Source organism: Halovibrio sp. HP20-59 (genome assembly GCF_033052795.2).
Classification (GTDB): Bacteria; Pseudomonadota; Gammaproteobacteria; order Pseudomonadales; family Halomonadaceae; genus Vreelandella.
In genome coordinates this window covers 177,882-200,922 of record NZ_JAWJUW020000001.1, presented here as the reverse complement: position 1 = coordinate 200,922, position 23,041 = coordinate 177,882, and the positions used below count along the sequence as shown (strand labels likewise).

Genomic DNA, 23,041 nt, shown 5'->3' with positions numbered 1-23,041 from the left:
CCCCCTGGTAGATAGTTCGCTCAGCTCGCCATATCCAACACGATGCGGCCTTCGATCTTGCCGTCGATCATGCGCTGGAAAACGTCGTTAATATTATCCAGCGTATCGGTGGCGACCGTGGCCTTGACCTTACCTTCAGCGGCGAAATCCAATGCCTCTTGTAAGTCAAGGCGCGTGCCCACGATGGAGCCACGAATGGTAATCCCGTTCAGTACGGTATTGAAGATTGGCAGCGGGAAATCGCCGGGCGGTAGGCCATTGAGTACCAGTGTTCCACCGCGGCGAAGCATATTTTGGGCCTGATCAAACGCCTTCGGCGACACCGCGGTGACTAATGCTCCGTGGGCGCCACCAATGGTTTTCTTCAGATATTCCGCCGGGTCGGTTTTCATGGCGTTAACGGTGACCGTGGCACCTAAGCGCTCAGCCAGGGCTAGCTTACCGTCATCGATATCGACAGCCGCCACGTTCAGCCCCATCGCTTTGGCGTACTGCACCGCCATGTGACCCAGGCCCCCAATGCCCGAAATCACCACCCACTGGCCGGGGCGGGTATCGGTCATTTTCAAGCCTTTATAAACCGTTACGCCTGCACACAGCACTGGGGCTATTTCGATGAAATCAACGGCATCCGGCAGGCGCCCTACATAGCCCGCATCCGCTAAGGTGTAATCCGCAAACCCGCCGTTAACGCTGTAGCCGGTATTCTGCTGAGACTCGCACAGTGTCTCCCAACCGCCTAAACAATGCTCGCAGTAGCCGCAGGCCGAGTAGAGCCAGGGAACACCGATACGGTCGCCCTCTTTGACATGGGAGACGCCTTCACCCACCGCGACGATATGCCCAACACCTTCATGCCCTGGAATAAACGGCGGCGAGGGTTTTACCGGCCAATCGCCGTGAGCAGCGTGTAAATCGGTGTGGCAAACACCAGAGGCCGCCACTTTCATCAGCACTTCGCCCCGCTTAGGGCGAGGTACGTCAACTTCTTCGATAACCAACGGCTGGCCAAACTCACGAACGACCGCCGCGCGCATTGTGCTATCCATGATGCTACTCCTAGTGGTTTTCGATATGGTCGTTTAAGAACGACTCTTATCGGTAGAGTCAGCGTCAGGGGGACTGACAATACCGCCCGGCAATGCCGGACGGGGTGGTTAGCTATACAGAATAGAGACTTAGAAGAAGCCCAGTGGGTTGATGTCGTAACTAACCAACAAGTTTTTAGTTTGCTGGTAGTGCTCAAGGGCGACTTTGTGAGTTTCGCGGCCAACGCCGGATTTCTTGTAGCCACCGAAAGCCGCATGGGCGGGGTACTGGTGGTAGCAGTTGGTCCATACGCGTCCGGCTTGAATGCCTCGCCCCATGCGGAAGGCGACGTTGATATCACGGCTCCATACGCCTGCGCCCAAACCAAACTCGGTGTCGTTGGCAATCGCCAGCGCTTCTTCTTCATCCTTAAAGGTAGTGACGGCCACCACCGGGCCAAAGATTTCTTCCTGGAAAACGCGCATCTGGTTGTTACCCTTCAACAGCGTGGGCTGGATGTAGTAACCACTGTTGATGCTGTCGTCCATGGTCTCTTTATTGCCGCCGGTGAGGAATTCCGCACCTTCATCCCGGGCAATATCCATGTAGGACATGATTTTATCGAACTGCTCTTGAGAGGCCTGGGCCCCCACCTGCACGTCGGTATCTAGTGGATTCCCGCGTTTGATGGTTTTAGTACGTTCGATGACCTTGACCATGAACTCATCGTACATGCTCTCTTGAATCAGTGCGCGAGACGGGCAGGTGCATACTTCGCCCTGGTTAAAGAACGCCAGCACTAAGCCTTCGACTGCTTTATCAATAAAGGTCGGTTCAGCGTTCATGATGTCGGCGAAGTAGATGTTGGGGGATTTGCCGCCAAGCTCTACAGTCGACGGGATAATGTTTTCTGCCGCACACTTCAAGATATGCGAGCCAACGGGGGTAGAACCGGTAAAGGCGATCTTGGCGATGCGCTTGCTGGTCGCCAACGCTTGACCGGCCTCGGCGCCAAATCCGTTGACGATATTGAGTACGCCAGGCGGCAGGAGATCACCAATGACTTCCATTACCTTTAAAATAGACGCGGGAGTTTGCTCTGCGGGCTTCAATACTACGCAGTTACCCGCCGCTAGCGCAGGCGCCAGCTTCCAGGTGGCCATTAAAATGGGGAAGTTCCAAGGGATAATCTGCCCCACTACGCCCAGCGGCTCGTGGAAATGGTAAGACACCGTGTTGCCGTCGATGTCCGCGGCGGTGCCTTCTTGAGAGCGCAAGCAGCCGGCAAAATAGCGAAAGTGGTCAACAGCCAGCGGGAGATCAGCATTGAGGGTCTCGCGCACGGCCTTGCCGTTATCCCACGTTTCCGCGACGGCCAGGGCTTCAAGGTTTTGCTCAATACGATCGGCAATTTTCAGCAGAATATTGCTGCGCTCTTGAACGGAGGTTTTCCCCCAAGCGGGCGCCGCTTTATGGGCAGCATCGAGCGCTTTATCGATATCTTCTGCCGTTGAACGGGGGATTTCGCAAAAAACGTGGCCATTAACGGGGCTAATGTTGTCAAAGTACTGGCCTTTCACCGGGGCCACAAATTCGCCGCCAATATAGTTGCCATAGCGTTTTTCAAATGACACCACAGAACCGGTATCACCAGGGTTGGCGTAGATCATTGTCATGCTCCTGCGTATTATGATTATTAAAGGTGCATTGACAGTGTTGTTCACTAAAGCAAATGGCGATATAGCCCGATGGCAGGATTAGCCCTCATCCCTTGGTAGGAGACGCCATGTATTCCCTGTTGGTGGCGGATGACCATCCGCTGTTCCGCGACGCGCTACAAACCGTGATTAGCGGGGGCTTGGTAGGCAGTCAGCTATTGGAAGCGGAGAGCCTCGCTGATGCGACAGCGCTAATTGAAGCGCACACTGAGTTAGATCTGTTGCTGCTGGATTTGAGCTTGCCGGATGCCGAGGGACTGGAGGGGTTGACGCGGTTACGTGAGGTATTTCCCTGGCTGCCGGTGGCAATTGTCTCTGCCCATCAAGAGCGCCAGCTGGTGCTTGATGCCATTACCCTCGGCGCGGTGGGCTATATTCCAAAATCCACACCTCGGGAAGCGCTGCTGGCCGCGTTAATGCAGATCCTTGAAGGCCAGCTCTACCTGCCGCCTGATATCATGCGTCGCCCAGCACCGCTCACTTCTTCGGTGCCACCCATCGTCAATGCTTCATCGACCAGCGAGCGGTTGGCACGTTTAACCGATAAGCAGTTAGAGGTGTTGGCGTGCATGACGACAGGCATGTCGAACAAGCATATTGCCCGGGAGTTGTTGATTGCCGAAACCACCGTTAAGACCCATGTTTCGGCAATTTTGCGCAAACTGAACGCCACCAGCCGGGTTCACGCCATTGTTATCGCCAGCGAAGAGGATCTAAGCTTTTACCGGGCCAACCGCACCCGTTAGCAGCATGCGCAGCCGCAGGGGCTTTAACGGTTTAAGCAAGCAGTGCATGCCTGCTTCCCGGGTCGCGCGCTTAATCTCCGCTTCATGATTGGCGGTAATCACAACGGCTGCCAGGCCTGGATAACGACGTTGCAGTCGCGCGGCCAACTCAATACCGTTTTCACGGTGGTCGCCCAAATGGTAATCCACCAATAGTACTGCGGGGCGCTCACCGTCGCTGGCGGCCTCTAACGCACTTACCGTGGCGGCGGCGCGCACTCGACAGCCCCAACTGCCCAGCAGCGCCTGCATGCCTTCGATAATCGCCAGGTCATCGTCAATCACCCAAATGACACAGCCGCTTAACGGGTCCTCTCTTAAAGGGTTTTCTTCTTTGAAAGGGTGCTCGCCAGCGTCAGGCGGCAGTGCCGGGCGCGTGTTGCTCACTGCGGGAGTAGCCGCCGTTGCATAGGGCACGGTAATCGAGAACAGCGCGCCCACGCTGGGGCGAGAGGCGAGCGAGATCGGCTGCTCCAGCATGGCGCTGATACGGTCAACGATGGCGAGCCCCAGCCCCAAACCGCGACTGTGGGGATTGTTTGCTTGGTTGGCGCGGCGAAATTCCAGGAAGATTGCTTCCCGCTGCTGCTCGGGAATGCCGGGGCCGGTATCGCCCACCATAATTTCCAAACCGTCACGTCGCCGCCGACAACCCAGCAGCACGCGACCCTGCTCGGTATAGCGCACCGCGTTGCTTAAGAAGTTACGCACCACTCGCGCCAGCAGCGCCAGATCCGATTCGACCACCGCACTGGAAGGCACGTAGTGCAGTGCCAACCCTCGCACCCCAGCCACTTGGCGATACTCTTCGGCTAGCACATCTAGCAGTGTGCTCACCGCGAAGGGCGCTTTATCGGCGTGAAGTACACCAGCGTCCAAACGCGAGATATCCACTAGCGTGCCTATCAGACCTTCAACATCTTTCAGCGAGCGGCCGATATGGCCGACAAGGGCTTGTGAGGCATCAGGAAGCGAGTGGGTTTCTAACGCGCTGGCAAACAGTCGGGCGGCATTTAATGGCTGCAGTAGATCATGACTGACCGCCGCCAGAAATTTCGTTTTGGAGAGGTTAGCGGCCTCGGCTTCGGCTTTCGCGGCCAGTAGGCGCGTATTGACTTGGCTTAGTTCGTCCAAGGTGCGGTGCAGCGCGTCGGTGCGCTCACGCACCTGTTCGGCAAGCAATACCGATCGTTCAAACGCGGCATAGGGCGCGGGGTCGGCGCCGCCCCCGGTTTCCACCCGCTCCATCAGCGCTTGGCACACTTTACGCAGGCGGCGGTTCTCTTCCCGCAGCGCTGCGGCATCCGCTGGGTCAATGTTGGTGGTTAGCTGAAAGAGATCCAAACGCCACCCCCGTAAACGTTTGATTCACGTGCATGCCGTGATGCTGTTCGCCATAGGTATTGAACCCCACTACACCTGCCTGGCGCAGCAGCTGCGATGCCTGATCCAACTGCTGTAACGCCTCGAGCTCCATCCGGCGTAGAAAACAGTCGCAGCCAATAATCATATTCGGCGCGCCTAGGCGGGCACCTACTCCAGCAAGCATCACGCTGAGATTATCCAGTAGCGGCGTGGGCTGCATGGCGGTCAGTACAATGCCGTTTTCGACTGCACAGTAGAAACTCAAACTGTTATCGCTATTAACACGCTGAATGGAACGTACATAGTGCTGCCCACCGATGCTCACGGCCAATGGATGGCGAGCAAAAATTGCTGCGTTGAGCTTTTCAGTCGCAATGCCTACCAGCTCGGCATATACCTGGGCAGCGGGCAAGCCGTTGAGTTCAAGCACCCGCCGCTGCTCGCGGTCAGCCTCGGTCACTACAAGCTTGTGGGCCAGCGGGATTAAATGGTGGGTGGAAAACACCTCAAAGGGCAGCCGAGTGTTGATCATCACCACCACCGCCGCTCGGGTGTAAAAGTGCCCGGCAGTGTACACATGGGTATGGTTAAGATGATTATCGTCCCCGGCGGAGCCGCCAAAACTGGGAATCCGCCCCAGCGCAGCGTCTAAGGTGGCGAGCACCTGCTCTTCACGACTGGATAAGCCATCCAGTAAAGTCAGCGCAAAACTGTGCTCGTTGATTGGCGCCACCGTTTGGCGCCGACACTGCTCCAACAGGCTATCGACCAGTGGCTGAGCGTTGGCCAGTTCAAAATGCTCCAGGTCGTCGATCAGCGCCGTTTCAATGGCGAACAGACGGCAATCAAACCCAATCGCCACAATCGATCCTCGATCATAGCCGAGCGGGGTTATTTCTCCCGCCGTGGTACAACCACTTAGCGGCACGGAGGAAAACTGGCTTTCGAGGGCGCTGGCCAGGACAACTAAGTCATACTCCGCACTGCAAAAGAACAGCACAAAGCCCAAGTTTTCATGACGTAGCGCGGCGGCCAGCTCAGCCGCCGCGACCTGGGCATCGCTGTGCTGGCTGGCGGCAGTGCGAACGCCTTGCTCAATCGGGTAAGTGATCACGACGCCATTTCTCCAGTGCGGCATGCGTATGGGTGGCAGTTTCGCGCAGCGCGTGGAATACCTCATCCAATTGGCCTGGCGCGTGTTGACGCGTATTCGCCAATTGCTCCAAGGTCTTTGCCTGCTCGGCGAGCTGGTCGCCGCCCACGCTAACCGATTCGCCACGCAGTTGATGCGCAAGCCGAGCAACATGTTGGGCTTGGCCCATGGTCAGTGGGGAGGTAGCCAAACAATCAGCCATTTGCGCGAAGTAATCGCTTACTTGTTGATGATAAAGCATAATCAGCTGGGTCAGACTCGCCTCTCCTAGCGCCGTTTTTAGCATGCTGAGAGTGCCGCTGTTGAGCAATGGGGTGCTGTCAGCCAATTGATAGATGTCTTGTGGTGCTGCTGGCGTTAGCGATAACGCCTGTAAAGGCGTTGTGCCAGCGTTCGCAAAAAGCTGCGACGCCAATACGTTACTCAACGTCTGAAGCGACAGTGGCTTAGTGATGTAATCATCCATACCCGCCGCTAGGCAGTGTTGTCGATCATTTTCAGCGCCACCAGCGGTCATGGCAACGATCGGCACACTGGCCAGCCATCCACCCTGTTCCCGCAAACGCTGGGTAACCATCAAGCCATCCATATCGGGCAACTGAATATCCATAAAGATCAAATGCACCTGTTGGGACTGGGCCATGGCTAAGGCATCATGTCCGTTCTCAGCCCAGACGACATCGCAACCTAAGCGCGCCAATAAGCCCATCGCGACTTTGCGATTAATGGCATTGTCCTCTACAAGCAGCAGCGTTGTGCCGGTAAAGTCCCGTTTGGGGGAAGGAGGCAGTGCCCTGGATACGGGGTCAGCAGCGATCAACGGCAACTCGCACCAGAAAGTGCTACCTTGACCTAATTGGCTTTTTACCCCTAATCGCCCCTGCATGGCTTCGCTTAACCGTTTGCAAATTGCCAGCCCTAGCCCGGTGCCACCAAATCGACGTGCCACCGACTCATCCGCCTGCTGGAAAGGCTCAAATAGACGTTGCTGTTGCTGTTCGCTTAGACCACAGCCCGTATCACTGACCTCAAACAGTAACTGATCCACCGTCGAAGAGACGCGTACGCTGACATCACCGTGATCGGTGAATTTAATCGCATTGGCAATAAGATTAAGCAGAATTTGCCGCAGCCTACCTGCATCGACAAGCACCCAGGCAGGCACCAGTGCATCGACATTAACCGATAGCGTTATCCCTTTCATTTTTGCTCGGGGCGCAAATAGCACGACAACACTATCGATCAGCGGCTTGAGTTCCGTAGGCGATGTTTCAAGGGTTAAGTGCCCTGCTTCGATCTTTGAGAAATCGAGAATTTCATTGATCATCGCCAGCAATTGGTTGGCGCTGTCGTGGATCGTATGAGCGTAATCTTCTACCTGAGCAGGACTTACCGGCTCACGTAACAGCTCACTCATGCCGATAACCCCGTTGAGTGGCGTGCGTATTTCATGACTGACCATGGCTAAAAAATCTGATTTGGCTTGATTCGCCGCCTGAGCCTGTTTGGCAGTCGCTTCCAACTGCTGGCCAAGCTGCGCCTGTTCGCGCCTTATCGCAGCGCTTTCACGCATTTCGCGCACCAAGAACGCAACCACCAGGAAGGCTGCTAGGCTCATGCCCACAATCAACGACATAAGGAGTTTGTAGAGCAAACTGAGTTGCGCACGTTCTTGCGTGGCAGATTCTGCCAAATAGCCGTTTATAACGATGACTAGGCGTTCGGTAAGGCGCGTTAATACCTCTAGCTCCTCTTCCAGCGCCATGACCGGCATTAGCTCAAGGGCTCTGTAGGGCTCAAACATGATATCCAGGACATCCAGTTGCCGCTGGATTTCGCGCAGTAGCTCGCTTGCCTTATCGATTTCTTGCAGCAGCGTGTTGACTTCTCCGTCGTTGAGCAACGTTATCCGGCTGTATAGCAGCTCAAAACGCAGGTTAAGTTCATCATGAATCGACGGCGCCGATGGCTCATGGGTGATGGCCAATAGATGATTTAGTAATTGCACCGCATCGCGATCTAACTTGTAGACCACCCAGGCGGTATCTTCGCGCAGGCTTTGGGTAAGATTTTCCTGCCGCCAAGCGGCCAAGGTAGCGACGACCAACGCCGCAGCGAACAGTAACACCGCGACAATGGCAACAAGCTTAAAACGACGAGGATAACGCAGTAGGTTGGAAGCCTGCGCACTAGGAGCGCTAGAGAACATTAATATGCATAACCTGCCATACCGCTCTAAAGCGGATTTTTTCGCTTAACAGCGCTTCATCTTGATCAAAGGGGTAGAGCACCCATAAAGGGCCATATTCACGAATCGGAATAGCCTCTCCATCTTTTGTCAGCGCTAATATGACATCGTAATCCTCAAAATCACTGACTGGGATGTCAGCTTCGTAACCATTAAGCGCCGCCACGTGCACGGTATCGCTATCAGCACCTACATACGCCAACAGCTCACGCATTAGCGGCCCGCGATAGTGGTTACGGCCGTCTGTCCAAGGGGTTCCTGTCTCAAATTCTTGCTGAGGCAGCGCTGCCAACATAGCGCGATCAAACTGCGCGTTACTTCCCGCATTGGTATGGGCAATGTTCCCACTGACCGTCAGAATAACGGGCCCTTTAGGCAAGCCCAGCCCCTCTGCTGTCTCAGCTAGCCCCATCTGGGGGAGGCTGAGCATTAACATACCCCACACTATTAATAACGCTTTCACAGTAAACACCTCACATGGGCTACTTACGTAATGGTCAAAAAAGTAGCAAAAAGCAGACAGCGTAAAGATTACGCCATCTGCTTAATTAGGTCAGGTCTAATACTGCCTTTCGCCGCCATTTGTTAGACATTTATCACTGTTGTAGGCAGCTCAGTTGTGAACGACGCAGAGCGGTACTACTCGGCAAATTGCATTAAGAAGGTACATTCTCAATCGGCTCAAAGCGCACTAAATCTTCGTAGGCATGCCAGCTCGCGTGGCCTAACACCGGCAAAATCAGCGCTAAACCAATATAGAACGTCATAACACCTATCAACACGCACACGGTCAGGATCGCTGCCCATAGCAGCATCACACGGAAGTTACGCGCCACACAACGCACGCTGGCTTCAATACCCTCCATAAAGGTGAGGTCCTGATCCATTAGCGTAGGGATGGCCACAACGCTGATAGCAAAAGCCCCAAAGGCCAGGATTCCCCCCGCCACAGTGCCAACCGCTAGCATGCCCAAACCTTCTGAGGTGGTCAGTAAGGAAGTATAAAGCGTGGCAGGGCTAGGCACTTCAAAACCAAAAAACAGCGCAAACAGCAGCGTTGCTAGCCGAATCCAGGCGAGGAAGAAGATCATCATCATCACGCCCATCATGGCCAGTTGACCAGCATGGGGTTTCCAACTGCCGAAAGCGTCTCCCAAATTGGGGACTCGTCCCCGCTCAAGAGCCAGGCTAATGCCGTACGAGCCCACAGCAACCAACGGGCCAATAAACATAAAACCCGCAATCATGGGTAGCAGCCAGTACCAATAGCCTAGCGTGTAAGCACCTAGCGTAATGGCGATACTCAGGCCCACCCAAAACATCCCATAGGAAAGACTCACCACGGTGGCACGGCGAAAGTCTTCTACTCCTGCTGTTAGCCACGCTCTGGGCCGATCAAAACCCACCTTATTAATAATGATCTTTACGCTGGGCGCATCCGAAGGTTGTTTTGTTTTTGTTGTGGCCGCATTCATGGCATTACTCCTGTCGTTCCTGATATAAACCCTGAATTCAGGATGTACTCACCCCACCAACCTGATGATTACCCTGCCTACTAAAGGCGTTAACAACAGCTTAATGGCTTAACATCATGCGTTAATACTATTTTAATGTAGCTGACCAATGCGCTTATGGGAGACTTCTTTGAGATACGCGTACAAAAAATCCACGAAATAGCTGCAAAGCGCTAATTAAATTGCTGTGTTAGTAAAAGCATATATAACCAAAAGCGTCATCTACCGCGGCCAATGCCGCTAGTTGAAAATCAGAAAGCAAAAAGCACCAGCCGTTTAGACTGGTGCTTCAGGATTGACTTCACTCGTAGGACATTTCTTCCAGTTCCTTGCCTTTAGTTTCCTTGACAAGTTTTAACACGAAGAAGATCGATATCACCGCAAAGAAGGCATAGATACTGTAGGCCCCCGCCAAACCAATACCTGCGAGCATGATCGGGAAGCTCATGGTAATGGCAAAGTTTGAGACCCACTGGAATAAGCCTGAGATGGCAAGCCCTGAACCACGCATCTGATTCGGGAACATCTCTCCAAGCATGACCCACATGATCGGCCCCCAGGACACATTGAAGAATAGAACATAGGCATTAGCCGCCAGGAGTGCGATCACCCCCATGTTGTCAGATAAACTCAATGATCCCTCAACCATGCTGGCGGTCGAAAAGGCGTAGGCCATGGCAATCAGCGTCACGGCCATACCTGCTGACCCGACCCATAGCAACGGTTTGCGGCCAATACGATCAACCAATGCGATAGCAATGACCAAGGCGCCAAGGCTTACTGCGCCTGAAATAACATTGATCAGCAGTGCATCATTTTCGGAAAACCCGACGGATTGCCACAAAACAGCCCCGTAGTAGAAGACCACATTAATCCCGACAAGCTGCTGGAATACGGCCAGCCCGATGCCAACCCAGACGATGCCATGAACCTTGCCCGTCTGCTTGTTGATGACATCACGCAGGCTCGGTTGATGATCATCAGCCAAGGATTCCTTAATCTCAGAAATCTTGGTCTTAACTTCATCATCTGACAGTAACTTGCTCAATACACGTCTGGCTTTGTCCTCCTTACCTGCCGTCATCAAGAAGCGAGGACTTTCCGGAATAAACATAAGCGCGATCAGGAAGATGGCGGCTGGAAACAGCTCAACCCAGAACATCCAACGCCATGTCGCAAACCCCAACCATAGTTCAGCCACTGATGAACCGGCCATATTGGCCAGGAGATAGTTGCTCAGGAAAGCCACGAATAGCCCCAAGATGATGGCTACCTGTTGGATAGTGGCCAAGCGTCCGCGATAGGCGGAGGGCGCCACCTCACTGATATAAGCAGGTGCCATCACGCTGGCTGCACCGACGGCCATCCCGCCCAAAATGCGATAAATCACAAACTCAAGGGAGCCACCGGCAATGCCAGATCCCCAAGCACTGACCAAGAAGAAGACAGCGGCGACAATCAAGAGCGTACGGCGGCCAAAGTGATCCGCCAGCCGACCGGCAAAAAAAGCACCAAAGGCGCAACCCAGCAGCATCGAGGCAACATTAAAGCCGGTGCCTACACTCTCGGAATTGAAGGCACGCTGAAGGCCATCGACAGTGCCGTTGATTACCCCACTGTCGAAACCGAATAGAAAACCACCAATGGCGGCTACACAGGAAATGGCAAATACATACAGGCTTCGCCTGCGAGTCATATCATTCGTCATAGTTAAATCCCAATGAAGTTGTATTTATCGTGTGGAATTGTCATCTCAAGATGACGATTTACAGCCAGCCTGCATCGACCCAGTAATTGTGTGCGGTGCAAGCGGCAGCTGCGTCGGAAGCCAGGAACGTCACCATGCTGGCGACATGGTGTGGATGAATGCGGACCTTGAGCTTCTGTTCATCGACGATCTTCTGTTCGTCGGCAGGGCTGTACCATCGAGACTGGCGGGGCGTCTTGACGTTGCCAGGAATGACACAATTCACGCGAATGTTGTCTTTTCCCAGCTCCTGAGCCATGGCCCGTGTCATGCCTTCAATACCGGCCTTGGCTGTCTCATAGATCGCTAAGTGTTCTTGGCCGAGATGCCAGCTGATCGACCCTAAATTAATCACCGATCCACCACCCATCGCTTTCATGCCCGGCGCCACCGCTTGCATGGCGAACATGACATGACGCAGATTGACGGCGATCCGCTCATCCCAATAGCTCGGTGTGATCTCGCTTAATGTATGGCGGTCATCATTGGCGGCATTATTGACCAACACATCGACAGCGCCGATGCGTTTGAACGTCGCCTCTAGTGCGTCGAGATCGGTAAGGTCGCAATGGTAAAAGCTCACGTGACTCCCCAGACGTTCGACCAGGGTTCGTGATTCTTCTGCACAGATATCCAGAAAATGCACCTCGGCCTTTTGCTCGGCAAAAGCTTCGACCAGGGCGGCGCCGATGCCGGATCCTCCCCCTGTAATCACGACACGTTTACCTTCAAGGCCGGGATAAATTGCTGTACCCATAAGAAATGTCCATGGTCTGTCAAAAATTAAACCGCTGTACGGCGAGAGTCTTCTTTCCGAGAAGAAACTATCAAAAACCGGCACTTAGTACGGACTACTTAGTATGTACTAATTACTAAGTTTCGATTATCAATCCCTCGCACCGGCATATCTATACGACATAGGTTTAACTCAACAGGGTGAAAAACCGATAGCAATGCTCGAGGGTCTGGCCAGGCAGAAGCCAGTAAAGCCCGGGCCAACCGATCGGCGAAGGTGAAGTAGCGGTTTATCTTTCTTCAACGCGACCTTGCTATAAGCACAGAAATTACCGATGAAACCAGTTAAAATTAACGTTTAGCACCATACTAGGTCGGAGAGGCTTCATTTCATTCATGGCAACCAGTTACCACCATCAGAGAGCAGGCGACCTCAACTTCCTCAAGCGCTTGAACCGCAGTGCGATTTTAGAAATGGTGCGTCGGGTTCCCGGGCTGACCCGCGCTGATATTGCCACCCAGGCGCAATTGACCAAGGCGACCGTAGGCTCGGGGGTTCAGTCCTTGCTGAATCAGGGATGGCTCAAAGAAGGTGATCTGCAGAAAAGCAGTGGCGGCCGCCCCGGCAGAGCGCTTCACCTCAATGATGATCGCCATTACCTTCTTGGTGCTGAAGTGGGAGTCCACCGGCTACGGCTTGTCGCTTGCGCCCCATCAGGCAAGGTACTTGAAGCGCATCACGAACCTTTTATCCCCACCACTCCAGAATCCACAGCTGAGCGACTAGCCGAGTTGTTACAGCAGCTAATGAGAAGCCCAGCGGTATCCCACCGTGAAAATTTAGGCATGGGTGTTGCGCTACCAGGACCCATTGCCACCGGCGAGGCCTTGTTACGGCGGGCTCCTAACCTGGGTTGGCGAGATGTGCGCTTTTTGGACTTGTTGAACCCCCACCTCCCGGAACTGAAGGGGGTCTGGCTGATGGACAATGAGGCCAAATCAGCCGCTTTCGGCGAGCTTTACTTCCGCACCGGCAAGACTCCCGAATCGCTTCTATACGTGAGCGCGGGAACGGGGATAGGCAGTGGCATGGCCGAAGGTAGTCATTCTCCTTTGCTCACGCGCGGCATACAGGGCTTGGCTGGCGAAATTGGCCACACCATCCTTCAGCCAGGCGGGCTCTACTGCCATTGCGGCAATCGTGGATGTGCTGAAACCCTTGTCAGTGGCTGGTCCATTCGTGCCGTCTTAGGGATTGATGACAAAGATGACCTCATCCAAACGCTCGGGCCACGCTTGCAGGAGCAAGAGGTAATACGCACATTGCGCCGAGCCGGTGAAGCGCTGGGCATGCTTATCCTGAATCTTCACCACACTCAGAACCCTGCCGAGATTGTATTGGGTGGCTCACTTACCCAGCTTGGTAACACATTTCTTGAGCCGGCCTTGACATATTTTGAAGCCAACCAGCATCGTTTGTTGGGCACTACGCAACGTGTGCCGTTGCGTGTTGTCGAGGACAGCACTTTCGTGGCGGCGCGTGGTGCCGCCGCTCAGGTCCTGGCCAGGGTGATACACGGCCCAGAGCTATTCTGATGGCTTACAAGTACAAACAATATCAAGCTCGACTAAAGTTGGCCCCAACAACTAAGTAAATAGCTTGAACATACCTCTCTTCTCTTTCAGTATAAATAACCATTGCTGTGGACATAAGCCGCCTAGTGGACGGTAAGCGCGAGGCCTGAACGCCACTCCATTAAACAATATAAGCATTTGAGGTAGTCACTTGCACACTACAACTTTTCTTCCCGACGACCAGGATAATGCCCTGCTGGTGGGACGGGTATGGCGCGACGCACCCCACCCTGGCCCTGCCTTGGTAGTGGTCCGCCACGGGCAGGTCATCGATATCACGGCAACCTATTACTGCATGGCCGATTTACTGGATCGCGATGACGCTATCGCCATTGTCTCGCAAATTGAAGGCGAGTCTCTCGGGCCAGTTGAAACGCTGATAGACAACTCACTTGCCGATCCTCAGCGTGCTCCCTACCTGCTCGCCCCCTGCGACGTTCAGGCAATCAAGGCCTGTGGCGTGACCTTTGCCGTCAGCCTAATGGAGCGGGTGATTGAGGAGCAGGCTGCGGGTGACGCCACCCGTGCCGTTGAATTGCGCCAAGAACTTCAGGCGTTGATCGGGAGTGATCTATCAAAGATTGTTCCCGGCTCCGACGAAGCAATGACACTTAAGAAAGAACTACAGGCACGAGGTGCCTGGTCTCAGTACATGGAGGTTGGCATCGGACCCGATGCTGAAGTGTTCACCAAAGCACAACCGTTATCATCGGTGGGCTTTGGCGGTGCTGTTGGACTGCATTCATCCTCTCAGTGGAACAACCCTGAACCCGAAATTGTACTGGCGGTTGATGCAATCGGGCAGCCCAAGGGCGCGACACTTGGTAATGATGTGAACCTACGTGACGTCGAAGGGCGCAGCGCATTATTGCTGGGCAAGGCCAAGGACAACAACGCCTCTTGTGCCATCGGCCCCTTCATACGTCTTTTTGACGCGCATTTTACGCTCGATACGGTACGCGAAGCCCGGGTGTCGCTGCGAATCGAAGGAACCGATGATGGCTTTATACTCGACGATGCAAGCGATATGCGCCAGATCAGTCGTGATCCTTTAGAACTCGTGAATCAAACAATCGGCCCGCATCATCAGTATCCGGATGGCTTTATGCTGTTCCTGGGCACCATGTTCTCACCGATTCTAGATCGCGACGGCCAGGGCCAGGGCTTTACTCACCATTTGGGCGATAAAGTGACCATTGCCACATCCGCGCTAGGGGCACTAGTCAATCGGGTTGATCGCTCGGATCGACTGCCACCCTGGACCTTTGGTATTCGTCAGTGGCATGCCCACTTCTTGAAAAAAGGCTAATTGCCACTAATTGGCAGCCCGCAGGCGCAATCCGATAGACCTCGGGTATCGGGTTTTGCAGTAAGTTGCCTAGTATAGGCTAAAGGGGCTTAACAAAGAACGCCGGGCTCAGTTGCCCGACGTTTCTGCTTTAAGGGTACCCGCTCGCCTCATGCTTTTAGCGCACAATCATTACCGACATTTTGGCATGGTGCACGACGTGCTCTGCATTAGGGCCGAGCACATAATCGACAAACTTACGCTTATTATGTGAAGCCATGACGATTAGATCCACGTCCAGTTTCTTGCCCGCTTTGATAATGGCCTCCCAAGGTGAACCATCCACAATGACACTTTGCGTCTGGATATCGTCAGGCACATTCGCCTTGATAAACTCGTGAAGCGCATCGGTAATCGCCATATGCGCTTTTTTGGCAAAGTCCTTAGGGAAGTAGGAGCCCACCATAGGCATGCGGTAGTCCGGCAGTACCGTCACCACATGAAGCGAGGCACCGAAAGTTCGGCATAGCGTCAAGGCTGTGGGCAGCGCCTTCGACCAGGAAGACTCCTCATTCAGATCCACCGGTAACATGATCTTGCTGTACATGGCATTCTCCTTCATGCGGTGGCGGCAGCTTGCGTGCTATCACGACGCCGACGCTGCATCAAAACAATCAGCCCAAAGACCAGAAACGCAGGAATCCACATTAGCTCTTTCGTCCAACGGTCAACGGGGGCCAGTACCTCGATGATTTCCTGATCAAAATCGAAACCGAGCTGTGCCGCTTGGCTGCCGTAGGTCACCATATCAACGGTTGCCGTGCCATCCTCAATAAAAATCTCCATGCCCAGATTATCAAGCCGCTCCTGGCCTGTTTCTCCTTCAGGTACCGGTAAGAGCATGTAGGTAGTCATGGGATCGCCATAATCATCGAGCCCGGCTATCTGTAAGCGCAGAGTGGAGTCTTCGTCGACATCGCCCAGCGCTTCGACGAATTGCGCAGGGGGTATGGATTCGTAGGGATCATGGATCATGTCCATCCAGAAACCGGGCCGGAAAAGCGTGAACGCAATCAGCAACAATATGATCGACTCATACCAGCGGTTGCGCGTAATCATGAAGCCCTGGGTCGCCGCAGCGAAGATCAGCATGGCAATGGTCGACACCACAAAAATCAGTATGCCCTGAAGGAAGGTCACATCGATTAGCAGCAGATCGGTATTAAAGATAAACAGAAACGGCAGCGCCGCAGTACGAAGGCTGTAATAGAAAGCCTGGAAACCTGTTCGGATGGGATCGCCACCGGATACCGCCGCCGCCGCAAAGGACGCCAACCCCACCGGCGGGGTAACGTCGGCCATAATACCAAAATAGAAAACGAACAAGTGTACTGCGATTAACGGCACCAGCAGGCCATTTTCTGCCCCCAACTGCACGACGACCGGCGCCAACAACGCAGATACGACGATATAGTTAGCCGTTGTGGGCAGCCCCATGCCGAGAATCAAGCTAAGCACGGCGGTAAGCAGCAAGATCAGCATCAAGTTGCCCATGGCCAGTGTTTCCACCACCTCGGCTAGCACCAAGCCCACGCCGGTCTGGGATACAGCACCGACAATGATACCGGCGGTGGCCGTGGCAATACCGATGCCGATCATGTTGCGGGCACCGGTGACTAGGCCGTTCCACAGGTCCATCGCACCTTCACGCAGATCAGCACTCATATCGCTGCGTCCGCGAAAGATCGACGTGATGGGGCGCTGGGTAAGAATAATGAAAATCATGAAGACAGTGGCCCAGAAAGCCGACAGCCCTGGTGAAAGACGCTCCACCATCAAACACCAGACCAGCACAATGACTGGCAGGATGTACTGCAAGCCCACCAGCACCGTCGGCTTGGTCTGAGGGAGTGAATAGATCGGCTGGCTTGGATCATCAAGCTCAAGCTCTGGGTAACCTGCAGCCAGCTTGAGCAGTGCGATATAAACCACTGTAAGCCCAACAGCCACCACCCAAGGTGTCGCATCGCCCAGTACCGGCTTGAGCCAGCCAAGACCGTAATAAACCACTAAAGCGGTAACCATCATCAGAAGCAAACCACTAAGGAAACCGATCACTTTGGTGACCAGTGGCTTAGGTGGATTGCTGCTTTTAAGCCCCTGCATATTGGCCTTTAGGGCCTCAAGGTGAACGATATAGACCAGTGCAATATAGGAGATCAGCGCGGGCAGAAAAGCATGCTTAATTACCTCGACATAAGAGATGCCTACATACTCGACCATCAAGAAAGCGGCAGCCCCCATTACCGGGGGCATAATCTGTCCGTTGACAGATGATGCCACTTCGACAGCACCCGCCTTTTCGGAGGAAAACCCAACACGCTTCATCATCGGTACCGTAAAGGTACCGGTGGTTACCACATTGGCAATCGAAGAGCCTGAAATCAGACCGGTCATGGCTGAAGCCACCACGGCGGCTTTGGCTGGCCCACCGCGATAGTGACCGAGCAGCGAAAACGCCACCTTGATAAAATAGTTGCCTGCGCCAGCTTTATCGAGCAGGGCGCCAAACAATACAAACAGGAACACAAAGCTGGTTGAGACCCCCAGCGCAATGCCGAAGACACCCTGAGTGGTCAACCACTGATGATTAATCAGGCCAAAGAGACTCACCCCACCATGGGAAAGAATACCCGGCATCCAAGGGCCGGCCAGGCTATAGATAAGAAAAACCGCCGCCACGATCATTAACGGCGGACCAAGCGCTCGACGCGTCGCCTCAAGCAGCAGCAGTATCCCGGCGACACCAATAATAACGTCTTGGAGTATTGGTGCGCCGGGGCGCTGGGATAACTGCTCGTAAAACATAAACATGTAAGCGCCACAAAAGGCTGCTGCCGCTGCAAGCACCCAATCCTGGATCGGTATACGGTCACGAGGCGAGCGCTTGAGGGCTGGATAGGCCATATAGGCCAGAAAAAGCGCAAAGGCCAAATGAATAGAGCGGGCTTCAGTGGCATTGAACACACCAAAACCCAGAATAAAAGGTACCGGGGAAGCGATCCACAATTGAAAAAGTGACCACGCTGCCGCAATACTTACCAAGAGCTTTCCAGGCATGCCGGCTGGCTTGCGGGCGCCCGTGTCGCTGGAGGCGACCATGTCTTCCAAATCTCCCCCCGCTTGCGAAGACCTGTTTTTATCGTCTGTCATATGCCTGTCCTGCTCCGAGTCGATTGACGCATAATTGCCATATCGAAATGCTCTATTAACATCCTCAACGCCCTATCAACATCCTCAACCAAAAAGCGCGGCACCCTAGGGTAGCCGCGCATTCCTTACTGAGGCAGTAACACCTCAGACGGCAGGATTATTCGATCCAGCCTTGTTCACGGTAGTAACGCGCCGCTCCATCATGCAACGGTGCGGAAAGCCCCTGAGTCACCATATCTTCCGGGTCGAGATTCTCGAAGGCCGGATGCAGACGCTTGAAACGATCAAAGTTGTCAAAAACCGCCTTGACGGTCTGATAGATAACCTCTTCGTCAACCTCAGCGGTTGTTACAAAGGTCGCTGCCACGCCGAAGGTTTCGACATCTTCGTCATTGCCGCGATACAGCCCACCCGGAATGACCGATGAGGAGTAGTAAGGGTATTCATCGACAATGCCCTGAATGTCTTCGTCGTTCAACGGAATCAGGCGGGCATCAACAGTGGTGGTCGCTTCTTGAATGGAACCATTGGGGTGGCCAACTACGTACACCATGGCATCGACGTTATTATCAGAGAGTGCCGCCGCTTGCTCGGCAGCATCAAGCTGAGACGCCAGGGAGAAAGTATCTTCGGTCCAGCCCTTGGCGTCCATCACCACTTCCATGGTGTTGCGCTGGCCTGAGCCTGGATTACCAATATTAACGCGCTTGCCTTCCAAATCGTCGAGTGTCTCGATGCCTGAATCAGCACGAGCAAGCAGCGTCAACGGCTCACCGTGGACACGGAACACAGCCCGCAGATCTTCATAGGCCTGGCCTTCGAAATTACCCGTGCCATTGTAGGCTTGATACTGGACATCCGATTGAGCGACACCCATGTCCAATTCGCCGGACTTGATGCCATTGATATTGGCGACAGACCCACCGGTAGAAGGTGCATTACACTTGATATTGGCGTCTTCAAGGCGATTAACCAAACGACAGATCGACTGCCCCACGACGTAGTAAACGCCGGTTTGGCCACCGGTACCGATGGTGATGAATTGCTCGTCATCCTGTGCCATTGCCGGGGAGGCAAAGGAAGCAGCAGCGATCAGCGCGCCAGAGAAGGCGGCAGTGGAAAATACATGGCGTTTCATGAACACACCTCTTTATATTGATGTTATGAGCGTATTTGATGTTATCAGCATCGTGCGCTTTGGGCTCACCTAACGAACTGTTCTCTCAGGTGGCCTTACTCCAAAACGTTTTTCAAGACGTTCTATTTTCAAAACATTCTGTTTTTCAGACAAGTTGTCACAGGCTTACCGTTGGCTACCTGCTAATACTACTTTAGCGAAAAACCAAGCTTTTAGCGAAAAATTAAGCCTTTAGCGCAAAATAAAGCGCTCTGCGAAAAACATGCGCTTGAGCAAGTGTTATAGGCGACCGTCGCTATTTCGCACCCGCTCTCACCTCACCTCACCTCACCTCACCTGCATGCTTGCTTGCTTGCTTGCTTGCTTGCTTGCTTGCTTGCTTTGATAATTACTGAAGCGCTCATGATGACTAGTTTAACTTTCAGTAACGTTTAGTAAGCGTTTACGCCTATACCGTTTTGGCATAGGGGATAAGGGTTTCCGTTTATGCCTCGACACAGACCCTTTTTGCCTGCCATTGGAGCACTACGAAGCTGCCATCAAACGTTGTAACCCAATACAGTAGGCAGCCACAGCGCGATGGCGGGGAAAAGTGCCACCAGCGCCAGCGCACAGCACATGGCAACGACAAACAGCAGCGCCCATCCAATAGTCTGTTCTAAACGAATTTTGGCCACTTCGGTGGTCACCATTAAATTGACGGCTACCGGCGGAGTGAACTGGCCAACGGCAATATTCATCGCCAATAGAATGCCAAACCACACCGGGTTCCATTCGAAATGCTGCATCACAGGAATCAGGATTGGCATCATGATCAGGTAAATTGAGATTGCGTCCAGCAACATGCCCGCGACCAACACCGCTAACATCACCAGAATCAGCAGTAGTACGCCGTTATCGGTCAAACCAATAATCCATTCGGCCAAGTGGCGGAAGGTACCCAACATGGTTCCCGCCCAGGCAAAAATACCTGCCAGCGCAATAATCAGCATCACTACGCCGGAAATAATCGCCGCCTCGCCCAGCAGCTCCCACAAATCTCGTAGCGACAGTTCACGAGTAAAAAACAGCCCGACAATAGCACCATAGGCAACCGCCACCACCGCGGCTTCAGTGGGGGTAAACAACCCTGACCGTAAACCACCCAAAATCAGCACGGGGGCAAACAGCGCCGGTATCGCCTGATTAAAAGTGGCTTTTACACTTAGTCGTTCAGCACCTTCAACTGGCGTACCGCCCTCCCAACCGTAGCGTTTGGAAACGATCATGGCGGGCACCAGCAGCGCTATCCCCGCCAAAATGCCAGGAAACAGCCCCGCCGCAAACAGCGCTCGCAAATCGACACCTGGCACCACAATCGAGTAAAGAATTAGCGCCACGGAAGGGGGTATCAGAATAGCGGTAGACGCCGATGCAGCAATTAACGTGGCGGAAAACGGCTTGGGGTAGCCCGCCTTAGTCATACTGGGCAGCATTACCATCGCCACCGCCGCTGCATCGGCAGGCCCAGATCCGCTCATGCCGCCCATAATCATGCATACCAACACCGCGACCAGCGCCAAACCACCATGGCGTGGGCCAATCAGCGCCTGAGCAAAACGCACCAAGCGCAGCGCTACACCGGAGCGCTCAAAAATAAGCCCAGTGAGTATAAAGAGCGGAATCGCAATTAAGGGATACTTGGCAACACTGTTGTAAGTATTGGTACCCAGCGTTGCGAGCATATCGGGCGATAACCCCATTACAATGCCAACAGCCCCGGAAAGCGCCAGCGAAAACGCCACTGGCACCCCCGCAATCAACAGGCCAGCAAACGCCAGAATCATCCAAACATCAGGGCTCATCGGTGAGCCTCCCAGTCAAACGATCTGCCGTCTGCTGAAACAAACGCCATAGCATGGCAGCGGAAAGCACCGGCAACCAGACTAGATACCACCACTGGGGCAATCCCAATCCTGGCGACAGCGACTCCCACTGATATTCTTGCCAGGCCAATTTGCCGCCGTACCAAGTGATCAACCCCAGGACAATGGCGCCGCAAAGCGCTTGGAAAAGAATCAGCCCGTGGCGGTACCTGGGAGGCAAGGCCCGCTCCAGAAAGCCAATGCGAACATGCCGATTACGCCGCAGCGCCACCGAGGCTCCAGCAAAAGTCAGCACCACTAAAAGAAAAACCGAAAACTCTTCAGTGAACGAAAAAGAGCCACCGGTTAAGTAGCGAGTAATGACGTTGCCCAGACTGATCAACGAGATAATGATTAACGCCAGCGCCCCCAGCCAGCGTTCAGGGCGCGCATCAGGAACACCTTTCATGCTAGCGAGCGTCGATAGCGGCTTGTGCGGCCTCTACCACTTCTTCGCCAATCCGCGGCGCCCATTTTTCGTATACGGACTGGGTGGCATCGACAAACGCCTGGTACTGCTCATCAGAAAGCTCCGTCACCGTCACGCCACGCTCTTGAATCGCCGCTAGGCGTTCGCTCTCTTCTTCACGGGTCATGGCGATTTCCCACTCGCCGGCTTCCTGTGCAGTTTCACGCAGCATAGTCTGCTGCTCTTCGCTCAATGTTTGCCATACTTGCTGATTGACCGCAAAGATCAGCGGATCATTCATATAGTTCCAGAGCGTTAAATACTCCTGGCCTACTTGGTCGATGCGCGCAACATCAAACACTGAAAGCGGGTTTTCCTGACCGTCTACCGCGCCAGTGGTCAGCGCTGGCTGGGCATCGGTCCAGCTCATTTGTGTGGGGTCAGCGCCGAGAGCTGAGAAGGTGTCTTGGAAAAGCGGCGAACCGACAACTCGGATTTTCAGGCCATCCAGATCATCCGGCTGACTGATTGGGCCGCGTGAGTTTGAGACCTGACGAAAGCCATTTTCGCCCCACGCCAACGGCACAACGCCGCGTGATTCGATTGCTTCAAACACCAACTCACCCGCTTCCCCACCGGTAACCGCATCAACGGCAGCCTCATCGGGAATGAAAAATGGCAAAGAGAAAAGATTCAGTTCCGGCACCTGGGGCGACCAGTTAATGGTCGAGCCCACCGCGGCATCAATTAAACCCGAACGCATGGCAGAAAATTCGCGGGTCTGATCACCGGAAACCAGTTGAGAGTTAGGGTAAACACGCAGCGTAAGTTCACCATCGCTGCGTTGCTCCACCAGTTCCGCCCACTTTTCCGCCGCCTGCCCCCATGGGAAAGCATCAGATAAAACGGTAGATACTGAGAGTTCGCGGGCTTGTGCAGAAAGCGAAGCGGAGAGCAGTGCCGCACCGGCCAAGCCAGCCGTTAAACGAGCTATTGAGCGTGTCAGCGTCATGGTAGATCCTTTTTTATCGGTTTTTATGGTGTCTTTATTATAGGTTCAACCACCTGATCGCCTAAATAGTACTGCCGTGGTAAGTACATATTGGCAACAGGCACTCCATTGTAGGTATTCTTCTGTTGAAAGGAAGCCATTCGGTTGA

General features: G+C 53.9%; 18 protein-coding genes. 3 read left to right on the top strand and 15 right to left on the bottom strand.

Annotation, left to right across the window (positions count from 1 at the left end):
- Positions 1-20: 20 nt before the first annotated feature.
- Positions 21-1,049: an alcohol dehydrogenase AdhP gene (gene adhP, locus RZA33_RS00980; protein WP_317505977.1), complete on the bottom strand. Its 1,029-nt coding sequence runs from the start codon at positions 1,047-1,049 to the stop codon at positions 21-23.
- Between the two features lie 129 nt (positions 1,050-1,178).
- Entirely contained in the window at positions 1,179-2,699 is a 1,521-nt protein-coding gene (locus RZA33_RS00975) for an aldehyde dehydrogenase family protein (protein ID WP_317505976.1), read from the bottom strand.
- Between the two features lie 116 nt (positions 2,700-2,815).
- On the opposite strand from RZA33_RS00975, the gene RZA33_RS00970 reads away from it, so the two are divergent.
- The gene (locus RZA33_RS00970; protein ID WP_317505975.1) at positions 2,816-3,493 is read left to right on the top strand and encodes a response regulator transcription factor; all 678 of its coding nucleotides are present in this window, start codon (positions 2,816-2,818) and stop codon (positions 3,491-3,493) included.
- On the opposite strand, the gene RZA33_RS00965 is transcribed toward RZA33_RS00970, so the two are convergent.
- The 7 genes from RZA33_RS00965 to RZA33_RS00935 form a co-directional block, all read right to left on the bottom strand.
- Positions 3,461-4,876: a hybrid sensor histidine kinase/response regulator gene (locus RZA33_RS00965; protein WP_317505974.1), complete on the bottom strand. Its 1,416-nt coding sequence runs from the start codon at positions 4,874-4,876 to the stop codon at positions 3,461-3,463. The two genes, RZA33_RS00970 and RZA33_RS00965, sit on opposite strands and share 33 nt — an antisense overlap.
- The gene (gene nosP, locus RZA33_RS00960) at positions 4,845-6,011 is read right to left on the bottom strand and encodes a nitric oxide-sensing protein NosP (protein ID WP_317505973.1); all 1,167 of its coding nucleotides are present in this window, start codon (positions 6,009-6,011) and stop codon (positions 4,845-4,847) included. The genes RZA33_RS00965 and nosP overlap by 32 nt, the downstream gene beginning before the upstream one ends.
- Entirely contained in the window at positions 5,992-8,259 is a 2,268-nt protein-coding gene (locus tag RZA33_RS00955) for a hybrid sensor histidine kinase/response regulator (RefSeq protein WP_317505972.1), read from the bottom strand. Before RZA33_RS00955 ends, nosP begins: the two co-directional genes overlap by 20 nt.
- Positions 8,249-8,734, bottom strand: coding sequence for a molybdopterin-dependent oxidoreductase (locus RZA33_RS00950; RefSeq protein ID WP_317506205.1), 486 nt, complete (start codon positions 8,732-8,734; stop codon positions 8,249-8,251). The genes RZA33_RS00955 and RZA33_RS00950 overlap by 11 nt, the downstream gene beginning before the upstream one ends.
- Before the next feature lie 220 nt (positions 8,735-8,954).
- Positions 8,955-9,773 (bottom strand): DUF2189 domain-containing protein, encoded by an 819-nt coding sequence (locus tag RZA33_RS00945; protein ID WP_317505971.1) that lies wholly within the window; start codon positions 9,771-9,773, stop codon positions 8,955-8,957.
- A 340-nt stretch (positions 9,774-10,113) separates the two neighbouring features.
- Positions 10,114-11,520, bottom strand: a complete 1,407-nt coding sequence (locus tag RZA33_RS00940) for a sugar porter family MFS transporter (RefSeq protein ID WP_317505970.1) — start codon at positions 11,518-11,520, stop codon at positions 10,114-10,116.
- 58 nt (positions 11,521-11,578) lie between these two features.
- Positions 11,579-12,316 (bottom strand): SDR family oxidoreductase, encoded by a 738-nt coding sequence (locus tag RZA33_RS00935; protein WP_317505969.1) that lies wholly within the window; start codon positions 12,314-12,316, stop codon positions 11,579-11,581.
- Between the two features lie 374 nt (positions 12,317-12,690).
- On the opposite strand from RZA33_RS00935, the gene RZA33_RS00930 reads away from it, so the two are divergent.
- Together RZA33_RS00930 and RZA33_RS00925 are read left to right on the top strand one after the other, a co-directional pair.
- The gene (locus tag RZA33_RS00930) at positions 12,691-13,890 is read left to right on the top strand and encodes an ROK family protein (protein WP_317505968.1); all 1,200 of its coding nucleotides are present in this window, start codon (positions 12,691-12,693) and stop codon (positions 13,888-13,890) included.
- A gap of 190 nt (positions 13,891-14,080) precedes the next feature.
- Positions 14,081-15,238, top strand: coding sequence for a fumarylacetoacetate hydrolase family protein (locus RZA33_RS00925; RefSeq protein ID WP_317505967.1), 1,158 nt, complete (start codon positions 14,081-14,083; stop codon positions 15,236-15,238).
- Positions 15,239-15,395: 157 nt separating this feature from the next.
- Here RZA33_RS00925 and RZA33_RS00920 read toward each other — a convergent pair whose 3' ends face one another.
- The 6 genes from RZA33_RS00920 to RZA33_RS00895 form a co-directional block, all read right to left on the bottom strand.
- The gene (locus RZA33_RS00920; protein WP_317505966.1) at positions 15,396-15,824 is read right to left on the bottom strand and encodes a universal stress protein; all 429 of its coding nucleotides are present in this window, start codon (positions 15,822-15,824) and stop codon (positions 15,396-15,398) included.
- Between the two features lie 11 nt (positions 15,825-15,835).
- A complete protein-coding gene (locus RZA33_RS00915) occupies positions 15,836-18,430 on the bottom strand; it encodes a TRAP transporter permease (RefSeq protein ID WP_317505965.1) in 2,595 nt (864 codons plus the stop codon).
- A 157-nt stretch (positions 18,431-18,587) separates the two neighbouring features.
- The gene (locus RZA33_RS00910) at positions 18,588-19,568 is read right to left on the bottom strand and encodes a TAXI family TRAP transporter solute-binding subunit (RefSeq protein ID WP_317505964.1); all 981 of its coding nucleotides are present in this window, start codon (positions 19,566-19,568) and stop codon (positions 18,588-18,590) included.
- Between the two features lie 539 nt (positions 19,569-20,107).
- Positions 20,108-21,412: a TRAP transporter large permease gene (locus RZA33_RS00905; RefSeq protein ID WP_317505963.1), complete on the bottom strand. Its 1,305-nt coding sequence runs from the start codon at positions 21,410-21,412 to the stop codon at positions 20,108-20,110.
- Complete coding sequence (locus RZA33_RS00900; RefSeq protein WP_317505962.1) at positions 21,402-21,881, bottom strand: TRAP transporter small permease; 480 nt, start codon at positions 21,879-21,881, stop codon at positions 21,402-21,404. The genes RZA33_RS00905 and RZA33_RS00900 overlap by 11 nt, the downstream gene beginning before the upstream one ends.
- Position 21,882: 1 nt before the next feature.
- A complete protein-coding gene (locus RZA33_RS00895) occupies positions 21,883-22,893 on the bottom strand; it encodes a DctP family TRAP transporter solute-binding subunit (RefSeq protein ID WP_317505961.1) in 1,011 nt (336 codons plus the stop codon).
- Between the last annotated feature and the right edge of the window lie 148 nt (positions 22,894-23,041).